At 43.9% G+C, this 13,893-nt stretch carries 12 protein-coding genes and 1 pseudogene; 11 read left to right on the top strand and 2 right to left on the bottom strand.

All coding sequences use genetic code 11. From position 1 onward, the window contains the following. Window positions 1–13 precede the first annotated feature (13 nt). Genes AC3WTL_RS20125 through AC3WTL_RS20115 form a run of 3 tightly spaced genes read left to right on the top strand, consistent with a single transcriptional unit; the run spans window position 14 to window position 1,808 of the window. Window positions 14–598: a cob(I)yrinic acid a,c-diamide adenosyltransferase gene (locus tag AC3WTL_RS20125; protein WP_061792735.1), complete on the top strand. Its 585-nt coding sequence runs from the start codon at window positions 14–16 to the stop codon at window positions 596–598. Continuing rightward, a complete protein-coding gene (locus AC3WTL_RS20120; protein ID WP_263599125.1) occupies window positions 598–1,092 on the top strand; it encodes an ECF transporter S component in 495 nt (164 codons plus the stop codon). Before AC3WTL_RS20125 ends, AC3WTL_RS20120 begins: the two co-directional genes overlap by 1 nt. Then, on the top strand, window positions 1,089–1,808 hold the full coding sequence (locus tag AC3WTL_RS20115; RefSeq protein WP_252220610.1) for an ATP-binding protein: 720 nt from the start codon (window positions 1,089–1,091) through the stop codon (window positions 1,806–1,808). Before AC3WTL_RS20120 ends, AC3WTL_RS20115 begins: the two co-directional genes overlap by 4 nt. Window positions 1,809–1,868: 60 nt before the next feature. On the opposite strand, the gene AC3WTL_RS20110 is transcribed toward AC3WTL_RS20115, so the two are convergent. Continuing rightward, window positions 1,869–2,360, bottom strand: coding sequence for an 8-oxo-dGTP diphosphatase (locus AC3WTL_RS20110; RefSeq protein WP_222501749.1), 492 nt, complete (start codon window positions 2,358–2,360; stop codon window positions 1,869–1,871). Between the two features lie 113 nt (window positions 2,361–2,473). Between AC3WTL_RS20110 and AC3WTL_RS20105 the strand changes: the two genes are divergently transcribed. From AC3WTL_RS20105 to AC3WTL_RS20095, 3 genes and pseudogenes are all read left to right on the top strand, one after another. Next, the gene (locus tag AC3WTL_RS20105; protein ID WP_048008756.1) at window positions 2,474–2,857 is read left to right on the top strand and encodes a VOC family protein; all 384 of its coding nucleotides are present in this window, start codon (window positions 2,474–2,476) and stop codon (window positions 2,855–2,857) included. 210 nt (window positions 2,858–3,067) lie between these two features. Next, the gene (locus AC3WTL_RS20100) at window positions 3,068–4,534 is read left to right on the top strand and encodes a SulP family inorganic anion transporter (RefSeq protein WP_222501751.1); all 1,467 of its coding nucleotides are present in this window, start codon (window positions 3,068–3,070) and stop codon (window positions 4,532–4,534) included. 76 nt (window positions 4,535–4,610) lie between these two features. Continuing rightward, window positions 4,611–5,029 (top strand): annotated as a pseudogene (locus AC3WTL_RS20095) (universal stress protein). Between the two features lie 249 nt (window positions 5,030–5,278). On the opposite strand, the gene AC3WTL_RS20090 reads toward AC3WTL_RS20095, so the two are convergent. Next, on the bottom strand, window positions 5,279–6,469 hold the full coding sequence (locus tag AC3WTL_RS20090; protein WP_048008759.1) for a dicarboxylate/amino acid:cation symporter: 1,191 nt from the start codon (window positions 6,467–6,469) through the stop codon (window positions 5,279–5,281). Between the two features lie 417 nt (window positions 6,470–6,886). Here AC3WTL_RS20090 and AC3WTL_RS20085 point away from each other — a divergent pair, with 417 nt between their 5' ends. The 5 genes from AC3WTL_RS20085 to uvsE all read left to right on the top strand — a co-directional run bounded on the left by AC3WTL_RS20085 (window position 6,887) and on the right by uvsE (window position 13,792). Then, window positions 6,887–7,963: a D-alanine--D-alanine ligase gene (locus AC3WTL_RS20085; protein WP_248346522.1), complete on the top strand. Its 1,077-nt coding sequence runs from the start codon at window positions 6,887–6,889 to the stop codon at window positions 7,961–7,963. Between the two features lie 118 nt (window positions 7,964–8,081). Continuing rightward, on the top strand, window positions 8,082–9,455 hold the full coding sequence (locus AC3WTL_RS20080) for a UDP-N-acetylmuramoyl-tripeptide--D-alanyl-D-alanine ligase (RefSeq protein ID WP_248346521.1): 1,374 nt from the start codon (window positions 8,082–8,084) through the stop codon (window positions 9,453–9,455). Between the two features lie 577 nt (window positions 9,456–10,032). Then, window positions 10,033–10,728, top strand: a complete 696-nt coding sequence (locus AC3WTL_RS20075; RefSeq protein WP_163144737.1) for an alpha/beta hydrolase — start codon at window positions 10,033–10,035, stop codon at window positions 10,726–10,728. A 498-nt stretch (window positions 10,729–11,226) separates the two neighbouring features. Continuing rightward, the gene (cshA, locus tag AC3WTL_RS20070; protein ID WP_252220616.1) at window positions 11,227–12,705 is read left to right on the top strand and encodes a degradosome RNA helicase CshA; all 1,479 of its coding nucleotides are present in this window, start codon (window positions 11,227–11,229) and stop codon (window positions 12,703–12,705) included. 124 nt (window positions 12,706–12,829) lie between these two features. Then, window positions 12,830–13,792, top strand: a complete 963-nt coding sequence (uvsE, locus tag AC3WTL_RS20065; RefSeq protein WP_248346520.1) for a UV DNA damage repair endonuclease UvsE — start codon at window positions 12,830–12,832, stop codon at window positions 13,790–13,792. Window positions 13,793–13,893 lie beyond the last annotated feature (101 nt).

Raw genomic sequence — 13,893 nt, 5'->3', positions numbered from 1 at the left:
TGGGGAATTGCTGATGAAACTTTATACACGAACTGGTGATGAGGGAAAAACAAGCATTATCGGGGGCAGAGTGGAGAAGGATGATGTAAGGGTTGAAGCATACGGAACAGTGGATGAAGTCAACTGTTTTGTCGGGCAGGCCATGACACAGCTGGATCCGGCCATTTTTCAGGATGTCCTGGAGGATCTGGAGAAGATTCAACATGAGCTTTTTGACTGTGGCGGCGACCTTGCAAATGTTACGAAAAAGCGGGAGCTTAAATTGACGAAGGATTCTGTTGATTATTTGGAGACTAAGATTGATAGATTGATCGAAGAAGCGCCAAAGCTGGAAAGGTTTATTCTGCCTGGGGGAGCACCTGCATCTGCATCCATTCATATTGCCAGGACAGTAACCCGGAGAGCGGAGCGTCTTGTGGTCTCACTAAAAAAAGCGGATCCGGACACCTCTGCAGTGGCACTGAAATTTCTGAATCGCTTATCGGATTACTTCTTTGCCCTGGCAAGGGTGATTAATTTCCGTCTGAATCAGAAGGATGTGGAATATGTGCGCAGTGCGAATGTATTCCGTGAAGGAAAGCGCAAGGAGGATAAGTGATGAAAAGCATGCGATTGGGCATGGCCGCTATGCTGATTGCACTGACAGCAATCGGTGCAGCGATTAAAGTTCCTGCCGTTATCGGAAGCGTGGCACTGGATGCATTTCCTGCCTTGCTCGCAGCCGTGCTGCTTGGCGGCTATGGCGGGGCGGCCGTTGCTGCCGCCGGGCATCTGCTGTCAGCATTATTGGGCGGATTGCCTTTAGGGCCCCTTCATCTCCTGATTGCTGTTGAAATGGCATTTCTAGTCTTTGTTTTCAGCTCATTGTACCAGAGAGGCCGGCGCTTTCTTGCAGGGATTCTTTTTGTGCTCGGCAATGCCTTTGCAGCCCCGCTTCCATTTATCTTTTTAATGGGCCAGGCCTTTTACCTGGCAATTGTGCCTTCCCTTTTTATAGGTTCTGTGATTAATGCTGTTATTGCTTATATAGCGATTCCAAGGCTTGTCAAGCTTGTGGGACCGGCTATGGCCAAAGCGGGTGCTGAGCAGTGAGGGATGTCTTAAGCTTCCCTTTTAATTCTGAAGAAACCATTGTTGTAGCCAGTGATAACAGCGGAGCAATCGGCGAGAAAGAACAGGACGCTGTCCAGGTTCCTTACGAGATTGTTTCGTATTATTCCTTCCGTGTCGCTGTCATGGAATGTATGTCTGCTGGTGCTCAGCCATTTGCTGCTGCCATTCAGAATTTCTGCGGAGATGATGCCTGGGATCAGCTTATAGGGGGCATTAAAAAGGGTGCTGATGAATTAGGACTTACGGAACTGCAAATCACCGGCAGTACAGAAAGCAACTTTAACCTGCTTCAATCTGCGGTAGGATTATCTGTACTTGGCAAAAGGAAGGGAGAGCTTCCTGCTGATACCCTAATCTATACAGAGGATACAAGAATAGCTGTTATCGGTTCTCCTTTGGTTGGCCAGGAGCTGATTGAAAGGGAGGAGGAGGCAGCACCCCTAAACCTATTTAAAACAATTAACTCCATTGAAGATATTATGACCCTTCCTGTAGGTTCAAAAGGCGTTTTGACCGAGCTGAACGGGTTGTTCTCCAATAGGAGGTTTGAGATTAAGGATCTTGAATCAGAAGTGGATCTGGTAAAATCAGCAGGTCCATCCACTTGCTTTATAGCCGTTTGTCCCGAAGCAAAGTTGGGTGAAATCATGAAGCTGGCAGGACGTTATTATCATATATTGAATAGAAAGTCATGAAGAAGGCTCGTTTAAAAACGAGCCTGAGCTGTATCCTCTGCCATTATACTTAACCCTCCATTATTTCTCCTTGGTAAATATTCTTGTCTTGCTTGCTCCTTCTGTGTCGTGCTCTTCATCCCAAACTGAATGGATCTCAAAAGTCCCTTCTTCAAAAAACAGCGGAAATTTTCGTTTAAACCAAGACTGCATAGGAAGTGCAAGTGCCTCATTTCTTGGAACCCAATGCAGTTCTCCTTCAGGAGGATCTTCAAGCAGGCAGCCTTCAAAAGAGTCCGCCAGATAATTAAATACCATGTAGCGGACATTCGTCTGCGGGTTGACGTACTCATCCCAACCCTTAAAAATAATATTCCTGACGTGCAAACCCGTCTCCTCAAGCACTTCGCGTTTTGCAGCGTCCGTTATGCTCTCGGGAAAATCAACCTTTCCGCCCGGAGCAAGATATCCGGGGAAGCCTTTGTGGTCTGGCCTTTTAATGAGAAGAACCTGATCTTCATCTGCTACCATGCACATCGTGTACATTTGATGTTCGATTTCTTTCCAGTTCATTGCTGCACCTCTATTAATCATAATTCCAAAGTTTATACATTCTTTTAAAAGGAGAAAATACCTCCTATATTGAAATCATATCATGAATAGAAATTCTGAAGAGGTGAACATAATTGGACTTGAAGCTGGGTTATGTCATTTTATATGCGGAAAGCCTGGAAAGAACGAAGCATTTTTATGGTGAATTGCTGGGCCTGAAGCTGAGGAATGAATTTGGAACTTACATCGAGTATGATACAGGCAGCACCATTCTTTCCTTTAATACGAGAGAAGGCGGACGGGAAGTCACCGGGCTGCCGATACCGGATGGAGTGAGGAAGGAGCAGACATTCGAGCTTGGTTTTGTAACGGAAGAAGTGGAAGCTGTTGTTGAAAAGCTCAAGACCTCAGGGGTGCCAGTCCTTCTCGAGCCTGTTGAAAAGCCCTGGGGACAGAAAGTGGCATATGTGGAAGATCCGGATGGGCATTATATTGAGATTTGTTCACCTATCGGTTAAAAATGACTCTGTTTCAGGGTCATTTTTTTGTTGGATACATAGTAATCGTGAGATTTCAAAAGAAAAACTGAGATTATAAGGGTTATTTGCGCTTACATGCGGGCTTGTAAATATAAGTAAATGTGTTATGATTTTATATGTTTTTGTCGGCTCGACTTTGATGAGAGTTCAAAGTCATTACTATAAATCTATTAATAAAGAGGTGTTTATTTGAAAGTTTTATCAAAAAAAGAACAATGGCTTGGCAATGTGAAGGGAGACATCCTGGCTGGAATCGTAGTGGCATTGGCCCTGATTCCAGAGGCGATTGCTTTCTCCATTATTGCAGGTGTAGATCCGATGATTGGATTGTATGCTTCGTTCTGTATTGCTGTGACCATTGCTATAGTAGGCGGAAGGCCTGGTATGATTTCCGCGGCAACCGGTGCGATGGCGTTATTGATGGTTACTTTAGTAGCTGATCACGGGCTGCAGTATTTATTTGCTGCGACTATTTTGACGGGAGTTCTGCAGATTTTATTTGGTGTGCTTAAGCTGGCCCGCTTTATGAAATTCATTCCGCGTGCGGTGATGATTGGGTTTGTTAACGCATTGGCGATTTTAATTTTTATGGCTCAGCTGGAGCAATTCGTAGATGCTACTTGGGTAATGTATGCAATGGTTGCCGGGGCATTGGCGATTATTTATATTTTCCCGAGATTCACTAAAGCAGTGCCATCACCTCTGGTGGCTATTATTGTTATTACGATCATTGCCATCATGACAAAGAGTGATGTGCGCACTGTTGGCGACATGGGGGCTATCACATCAGCTCTTCCGGCATTCTTTATACCGGATGTTCCATTTAACCTTGAGACTCTGAAGATTATTTTCCCGTACTCTATTGCCCTTGCGATCGTGGGCTTGCTTGAATCCTTGCTGACTGCATCTATAGTTGATGACATGACCGATACGGCCAGTGATAAGAATATGGAAAGCCGCGGACAGGGAATTGCGAATATCGTAGCAGGTCTATTCGGCGGAATGGCAGGCTGTGCGATGATTGGACAGTCCGTCATAAATGTGAAATCAGGCGGAAGAGGCAGGCTGTCAACGATAGTAGCCGGCGCATTCCTGATGTTTCTGATTTTAGTATTAGGCAATATTGTCGTGCAAATACCGATGGCTGCCCTAGTTGGTGTTATGATCATGGTATCGATCGGAACATTTGACTGGTCATCCATTAAAAGCCTTGCTAAAACTCCTGTCACAGATTCGATTGTTATGATTGTAACGACTGTTACAACTGTTTTCACCCATGACCTATCCAAAGGAGTTTTTGCGGGGATCATCCTGAGTGCGATCTTCTTTGTGGCTAAAATTTCGAAAATGCATGTTGCATCACGAGTTGAAGGAGATAAGAAAATATACGCTGTAACAGGCCAGGTTTTCTTTGCCTCTGTAGATGAACTTGTAGCGGCATTCGACTTTAATGAGGAATTAAAAGAAGTAGAAATCGACTTTTCACAGGCGCATGTCTGGGATGACTCCGGTGTCGCTGCCATCGATAAGGTTGTATTAAAGCTTCGGGACAATGGTGTGCTGGTCCGCCTATCAGGGTTAAACGCGCCAAGCTCGAACTTGATTGAGCGTTTGGCCGTTCACCGCAAACCGGGTGCGAAATTATCCGGCCATTAATAATATTATAATAAATACCACAGTCAGCTCTGACTGTGGTATTTTCTTTATAAGAATATTTTAGGGGTGAGGCTCTGTGTTTAAAAAAATATTGATGGCTGCAGATGGATCTGATCATTCCATTCGGGCAGCCGCTAAAGCCATTCAACTGGCTGAACAGAATCGTGATTCTGAGATAACTGTAGTGTATGCCGTTGATGGCCAGACCTCAAAGGAGATATCCTTCACCATTTTGATAAGAGTATAGTGGACCAGGTGAGGAAAAAACGTTTAGAGCCAATAGAAAGCTTATTAAAAGAGAAGGGCATTTCATATGAAATAAAAATACTGCAGGGAGAGCCTGGACCAGCCATTGTGGAGTTTGCCAACAAAATGGATTTTGATGTTGCTGTAGTCGGCAGCCGTGGTTTGAATACACTTCAGGAAATGGTGCTCGGAAGTGTCAGCCATAAAATAGCCAAACGTGTGAAAGCGCCTGTTTTGATTGTTAAGTAGAGTTCAAAGGTGCACTTTTCACTATCTGGGTCGTGTAAAGCTGATGCAGCGCCAAGTAGCCGATATATAAAAAATGTGACCGATATCTTGTCCGTTCTGACCGATATATTTAGAAAGTGACTGATAAAAATTAATTCTGACCGATAAACTTGTTCAAGTAACTGATAAATCGTCTACTTGCTGCAAATCTCAGCAGGAAGCTCATTAAACCCAAAAAAAGATGCCCCAACAGGGACATCTTTTTTTCAATCAGCCGGCTTTCACAGCAGATTGAGGCTGAAGCTTCTTATCTTTGCCGCTTGCCTTATCAGACAGCAACGTCAGAGCACCGTCCCCTGTTACATTGCACGCAGTTCCAAAGCTGTCCTGGGCAAGGTATAGGGCAATCATTAGCGCAAGCATAGTTTCATTGAATCCGAGCATACTTTCAAGCAGACCCAATGCGGCCATGACAGCTCCTCCAGGAACACCTGGAGCCGCGATCATTGTGATTCCAAGCATTAATATAAAAGGCAGAATTTCTGCAAATGATGCCGTTTGACCCTGCAGCATCATCACGGCGATGGCACAGCTCACAATGGTGATTGTGCTTCCGGAGAGATGAATTGTTGCCAGTAATGGAACAGAGAAATCCGCAACTTTTTCGCGTGCACCAAGCTTTTTAACCTGTTTAAGCGTAACAGGAATCGTGGAGGCGGATGACTGGGTTCCAAGCGCCGTAAAGTAAGCAGGCATCATATTTTTCATGAGTCTAAGCGGATTGGCTTTCATCAGGCTGCCGGCCGCTGAATATTGAAGCAGTAAAAATAAAAGATGAAGAGCAATAATCATGACAAATACTTTGGCAAATACAGAAATAATGGCGCCAACCTGTCCGCCTTGCGTCATATTGGCAAAAATCCCGAAAATATGGACAGGAAGCAATGGAATGATGACCTTTTCAATCAGTTTTTCAATAATATCACGGAAATCATTCATCGCATTTTGCAGAGTGTTTCCTTTAATTGCGGCCAATCCCAGGCCTAAAGTGAATGAAATCAGCAGTGCCGTCATGACACCCATTACCGGAGGCATGTCCACCTGGAAAAAGGGTGAAAGCAATGCATCCTCAGGATTCTCAAACTCTTTGAAGCTTTGGTTTTTTAATAGGATAGGATATAACACTGTCGCAGAAAAATAGGCAATTAAACCGGCAGTAATTGTAGAAGCATAAGCAAAACCGGTTGTAATCCCAAGCAGTTTCCCTGCGCCTTTTCCCATGCTGCCGATTCCCGGCGCGATGAAGCCGATAATAATTAGCGGAATTGCGAAACCAAGAAAGTTTCCGAACAGTCCATTAAAAGTAGCAAATAGCTGAATAAGCCATTGGGGGGAAAAAGAACCTATTAAAATACCCAATGCAATAGCTGCAATAATTCTGGGAAGCAAACCGAACTTCATGTTTTTTGTCCTCCTAAAGAATACAATTGTTTTTGATAGGAGGATTATATCCTGTTTTGCTGTAAAAGTTAATAGCTAAAACTTTTGTTTTAATAATAAAAAAACTCTGATTATTACTATTAGATTAAGGGTATTGCTCTATGGAAGGCGGGTAAACGTTTTCCTGAAATAATTAATCCCAGAAAAGGAAATTATTTTGTTGAAGTTTCCTTTTTAAGCGCTCTGTCATACATATAGAAATATGGGCGCAGGTGCAGAAAAAAATTCCTGAAGAATTGACTATGTAATCACTCCCTATCTTAAATGTGAAAGTGTTACAATATAGAGTAGCTTGAATGAACTTATAAATCAGCTTAAGAAAAATAAAGCGGCATTAGAAGCCGGTTAGTCCATGATTGAATATTGGAGGTTCTTTTTATGAAAACAAAGGTTGGCCTTTTATACGGCGGGAAATCTGCAGAGCATAAAGTTTCTATGCAGACTGCAATGGCTGTCATTAAAGCATTGGATTTAGAGAAATTTGAAATTCATCCTATTTATATATCTGAAGAAGGCCGATGGGTGAAGGGCCCTCAATTGCAAGGTCCTGTTTCCAATGTAAAGGAGCTGGAATTCTCCCAGGGGGAAGCACTTCCTCCAACAGCATTGGCACCGACCCTTTTCCAGGATGCTCAGGAGAAAGGCCCATTTGATGTCATCTTCCCGCTGCTTCACGGTCCGAACGGAGAAGACGGCACAGTTCAGGGGCTGCTTGAGCTCTTAAACCTGCCATATGTGGGGAATGGAGTATTGGCTTCATCAGCGGGTATGGATAAGGTCATCATGAAAAATATATTTGCACAGGCAGGCCTGCCGCAGGTGAAGTATGTCTGGTTTATCCGCAGTGAGTGGGAAAATGGAACTGAGGCAGCATATGAAAAAGTGGAAAAAGAACTAGGCTACCCGTGTTTCGTAAAACCGGCCAACCTGGGTTCCAGTGTGGGCATCAGCAAGTGCATGAACCGCTCAGAGCTTGAAGGAGCATTTAAAGAAGCTTTCCAATTTGACCGTAAAATCATTATCGAAGAAGGCGTCACTGCAAGAGAAATTGAAGCTGGCGTGCTGGGCAATGATAATCCGGAATGCTCTGTTGCCGGTGAGATTGTGCCGAAGGTTGAATTCTATGACTATAAAGCGAAATATGAGGATGGAGACACAGCATTAATCATTCCTGCTGAAATCTCCGAGAGTGAGTACAGCGAACTGAGCGACATGGCCATTAAGGCATTTAAAGCCCTTGACTGTTCAGGTCTTGTCCGGGCTGATTTCTTCTTAACAAGAGAGGGTAAGCTATACATTAATGAAGTCAACACCATGCCGGGCTTTACACCTTTCAGTATGTTCCCGCTTCTGTGGAAGCATACGGGAGTAGAATATCCTCAGCTGATTGAAAAGCTTGTCAATCTGGCCATCGAACGCCATGCTGAGAAACAAAGCATCAAACACACTATGTAAAAGGGCATAACTGTTGAAAGGAAACACGGCATTTTTGTCGTGTTCCTTTTGTTCATACATAATTGGCAAAATCAGGATTATCTGCAGTTTTCTGATATTGCCCAATAGGAGGCGCCATATGATTAAAAAAACACTTCAAGAAATTACACAGATGATTAAAGTAGATAATGACGTATCTTCTTTTAATGACACATCCATACAGGGCGTCAGCATTGACTCCAGAAAAATCGGGAAGGGCAATTTATTTGTTCCTTTCAAAGGGGAAAATTCGGATGGCCACCGATTTGTAGAAGATGCCATTGAAAAGGGGGCAGCTGCAGCCTTTTGGCAAAAGGATGTTCCCAATCCTCCACTGCATCTTCCCATTCTGATTGTTGAAGATACACTGACGGCTCTTCAGGAACTGGCGAGAAGCTATCGTAATGAATTAAAGGTAAAGGTCGCAGGAATCACAGGAAGCAACGGCAAAACAACGACCAAGGATATGACCGCAAACCTTCTGTCACTAAACTATAAGGTTCAAAAAACGGAAGGCAATTATAACAATCATATCGGTCTTCCGCTAACCATTCTGGCACTTGAGGAAGATACGGAAATCGCTGTACTGGAAATGGGAATGAGCGGAAGGGGAGAAATCGATTTTCTTACGAAGCTCGCCCGTCCGGACGCCGTGATCATTACCAATATAGGCGAATCCCATCTGCAGGATTTAGGTTCCAGAGAAGGAATTGCAGAAGCGAAGCTGGAGATCATAAATGGCCTTCAGGAAAATGGCCTGGTTATTTATTACGGTGATGAGCCTCTTCTTGATGAAAAGCTGAAAACCTACAATGGTTCGGCTGCATTAAGAACCTTTGGGAGAACCGGGGAAAACGATGTGTATCCGGTGGATATCAAGCAGAATGACAAGGGCAGCACATTTGGGATCAATGGATCCAGCGAGAAATTTTATCTGCCTGTACTGGGCACCCATAATGTTCTGAATGCCCTGGCAGCGATGATTGCAGCATCCCATTTCGGCGTTCCGTACGAAAAGATGAACGAAGGCTTTGCAAGCTTAAAGCTGACGAATATGAGAATGGAGCTGCTCGAGGGCAAAATGGGTGAAAAAATTATTAATGATGCCTATAATGCCAGTCCGACATCTATGAATGCAGCCATTGAACTGGTCGCCAATCTGCCTGGCTATAAAAAGAAAGTTCTCGTTCTTGGCGATATGCTGGAGCTTGGTCCGCAGGAGGAGGATTTCCATTACTCCACTGGAAAATCTGTGGATGCAAAAAAGGTTGATTATGTGTTTACTTTCGGCAAGCTTGGCGAATTTATCGCCAAGGGGGCGAAGGAAGTCCTGCCTAATGAACGGGTGGCAGCCTTTACTGACAAACAGAATCTCATTCAAGAACTGAAGAAACATGTCGACCAGGAAACCATTGTGCTGGTTAAGGCATCCCGTGGCATGAAGCTTGAAGAAGTTGTATCAGCTCTTCAATAGTTTCTTTGACAGCCTTTTAGCTTTAACAGAAGGGATGCAGAACTAATACAGCAAAAAGATTTTCAGCAAGAAGATTTTGAAAAATAAATAACTGTATATAACTGTTATTATAGGAAATAAACCCCTGTTTCACGTGGAACAGGGGTTTTACTATTCTTATCGCAGTCTAACGGACAGCAGGACCCCCCACTTCAAGACTCAGAGGAATCAAAGTAGGATAAGCGGGGGTCAAACTGCCTAATCTAGCTGCGGCTCCTAGGGCTCGTCTTATGTTTGGCACCCCTGGGCAAGTCGCATCGCTTTATAATGTAAAGGCCCGAAATGAAGAACAAAGACTAAAAACGCCACATCCTCCCAAAAGCTGCCACTTTCGGTCGTGCGATGCTCATGCTGACGAAGCCTCCTGTGGGCCTCATCTAATAATCAGTGGGAAAAAGCCCCCCACTGATTGTAGTTTCACTATATATAGTTCCTTCGTTGTAAATTTTATCTTCCAGCAGGTTTGATTAGTATGGCAAAAAGGAAAAAGTGTAAAATAAAATGAACTTAAATTTTAAAAAATGGCGGTGACTCGTGAATGATTGGCTGCATGTGCATACATGGTTTTACAGGAGCTCCATTTGAAGTAGAACCTTTGGCAGAGTATTTAAAAGAGCATACAGACTGGGAGATTTCCGTGCCGACATTGCCGGGTCATGGTGATGAGTTAAAGCTGAAAGGAATCGCCTACAACAAGTGGATTGAGCATGCAGAGGAAGAACTGAAGAGGCTGATCAGCCGCTGTGAGAAAGTATATGTCATCGGTTTTTCAATGGGCGGCCTGATTGCCAGTTATTTAACTGTACATTACCCTGTAGATAAATTGGTTCTGCTCAGTGCTGCTGCCTATTACGTGAACCCGAAGCAGCTATTCTTTGATATTAAAGAGATGGTAAGAGATGCTTTCAGGGGGAACCTGGCTGACAATGAAATGTTCGTCAGATATAAGCGGAAAATCAGTGCGACACCGATTACGGCAACACTACAATTCCGCAGGCTTGTGGCTTCTATCAGGCCTATTTTAAATCAGATCACCGTGCCGACATTAATTGCGCAGGGTGAAAGTGATGGAGTTGTGCCTCCGAGAAGCGCCCGATATTTATATAATAATATTGGTTCATCAGCCAAAAAGTTAATATTTATAAAAGATTCTAAGCATCTTATCTGCCATTGCGGGGAAGGGGACCGCCTCTTTCAGGAGATCCTTGGCTTTCTGCAAAAAAAGCCAGAATGATAAGGTTTTCAGCCAGCCTTCACGTTTGCAATGCTTACTTGAAAATGGTAATATAAACACCAAAGTGCCAACAGGAACTTCTTTTGAGAACCCGGACATACTCCAGCAGGAGAATGTCTTTTTTCATTAAATACAGAGGTATTGCTGAAAAAGCATACTTCAGTAAGGCCATAAATAGATGGGTGCTTAAATGCACTTATCTTAAGAGACCTGATTGTCCTTGAACAATTTGGATAGAACTTACCCTCATCCTTTCCTCAAGCGGGTTTCATAGTGAGTGGGACTCTTCTTAACGAAACATAACCGCACTTTTTATAAAAATGAGAAGTTACAGCATCTAGATGCCGGGTACGCCGGTAAAAAGGCTCCTTACAGGGTGTCATAACATTTCTTATAATCGTCCGGAAGAGTGACTCATAGGCCAATTTTTCAGGAGAACTCCTGCCTGCAGGTTTGCAGGGACAAAATTTTTCTATGATTAGAAGGAGAATGAATACATTGACAAAGTTTCAAGACTTGGGCATCAGCCCGGAGACAATGAAATCACTGAAACGAATGGGATTTGAAGAAGCGACTCCTATTCAGACACAGACCATTCCGTTAAGTTTGGAGAATAAAGACCTCATCGGGCAGGCGCAGACAGGAACAGGAAAAACGGCTGCATTCGGAATCCCGATGATTGATAAAATCGACAACACGAAAGATTTTATTCAGGGAATTGTTATTGCCCCAACACGTGAGCTGGCGATTCAAGTATCGGAAGAACTGTATAAAATCGGCTACGGAAAAAGAACGAAAGTCCTTTCCATTTATGGCGGCCAGGATATTAACCGCCAAATCCGTGCTTTAAAGAACAAACCGCATATCATCGTTGGAACGCCGGGACGTATTCTGGACCACATCAACCGCAAAACTTTGCGTCTGGACCATGTCCATACGGCCATCCTTGACGAAGCGGATGAAATGCTTAACATGGGATTCATTGACGATATTGAAGCGATTCTTGCACAAATTCCTGAAGAGCGCCAAACACTGCTCTTCTCTGCTACAATGCCTGCGCCAATCCGCAGAATGGCAGAACGCTTTATGAAGGACCCTCAGATTGTCCGCGTAAAAGCTAAGGAAATGACTGTTTCATCTATTGAACAATTCTATGTTGAAGTGCATGAAAAAAATAAATTTGATGTGCTGACAAGACTTCTTGATATTCAATCACCGGAATTGGCGATCGTTTTCGGACGCACCAAGCGCCGTGTTGATGAATTGGCTGAAGCCTTGAATCTTCGCGGATACATGGCTGAAGGAATCCATGGTGACCTAAGCCAGGCTAAACGGATTTCTGTTCTAAGGAAGTTCAAAGAGGGGAGCATCGACGTCCTTGTGGCAACAGATGTGGCAGCGCGCGGATTAGATATTTCCGGCGTAACACATGTCTACAATTTTGACATCCCTCAGGATCCTGAAAGCTATGTTCACCGCATCGGCCGGACCGGACGTGCTGGAAAAACGGGTGTTGCAATGACATTCATCAATCCGCGCGAGAAATCGTACCTGCATGTGGTGGAACGTACAACTAAGAAAAAAATGGAACGCATGGATGCTCCAACACTGGATGAGGCGCTTGAAGGCCAGCAAAAAGCTGTAATGGAAAAGATCATGCAAACCATCGAGGAAAACAATCTTGAAAGCTATAAAGAAGCGGCAGATGAGCTTCTGGCACAAAAGGACGCTTCAACAGTTGTTCAAGCTGTGCTGAAGATGCTGACAAAGGAACCGGATACTACGCCTGTTAAATTAACAGAGGAAAAGCCGCTGCCATCTAAGCGCGACAGAAAGCCAAATGACCGCAGCCGCGGAGGATACAATGGAAGAGGCAGACAGGGCGGCCAAAAAGGATCATACAAATCCCGCCAAGGCCACACTGGAAAACGCCCAAGCCAAAATAACAACCGTTCAAACAGCAACAGCTATAGATAAGAAATTCGGAGAGCAGATATTCTGCTCTCTTTTTTATTTGGTTCTGCAGTCGGAGCCATCCACACATGCAATTTCTCAGCAGCTGCCGTACATACTAAGGGAAAAGCTGTAAGGAGGAATCGACATGACGATTGTACGCCTCGGATATGTTGCGATGAGTATGAATCTGAAAAACGCATCGCCATCACAAACGATGACGTTCAAACAATTCTCAAGTCTTAAAAACCGTGAGGCGGCTATTGCAAGACTGGAGCGAATTGCCGTTTCCAATTTGGAGAATTGCCTGAGGCTGCTAAAGCACAATGCAGCCCATGATATCCATTTTTTCCGCTTCAGCTCACGGCTGATTCCCCTTGCTAATCATGAGGAACTTTCTGATTGGAAGTATATGCGTCCACTTAAAGAAATTCTGTCGGACATCGGCGACTTTCTGGAGGAACATCCCATGCGTGTGGATTTTCACCCTGACCATTTTGTGCTTCTTAATACACCGAAAGTTGACACATTGAATATGTCCATCAAAACGCTGGCTATGCATGAAGCCCTGCTGAAAGGCATGCGTCTGAATCCGGCTCACCGATGTGTTCTGCATGTTGGCGGAGGATATGATGATAAAGAAAAAGCTCTCGAACAATTTATCCATAATTGGGGCTTTACTCCTTCAGGAATCCAGCAGATGATTATTCTCGAGAATGACGATACCACTTTTACACTTGATGATACGCTCTACCTTTGTGAAAAGCTTGGGATTCCGCTGGTTTTTGATTACCATCACCACCTTGCCAATTTCAAGAATGATGACTGGATCGAGCAATGGGAAAGGGCAGCAGCAACATGGGACCATTCTGAACTGCCTGTGAAAATGCATATTTCCAGCCCCAAATCAGACAAAGACTTCAGAGCACATGCGGATTATATTGATGCGGATATGTTTATGGAGTTTCTGCAGAACATTAAAGGTTCAGTGCCTGAAATTCATTGCATGATTGAAGCGAAAATGAAGGACAGCGCCCTGTTTAAGCTTGCTGAAGATTTGAAAATGAACCCTAATCTGACTTTTATTGATTCATCCAGCTTTGAAATATAACTAGTACCCCCCATTTTTTTCATAAAAGGGAGACACTTCTTTTTTCTGTCATGTATACTTATAGAAGTGAAAGAGCGGATTTAAAGCTATCAATTTAATGG

Source organism: Cytobacillus sp. EB106-05-05-XG126 (genome assembly GCF_058791715.1).
Note: the sequence above shows the minus strand (reverse complement) of the source record. Positions and strands in the feature narration are given on the sequence as shown.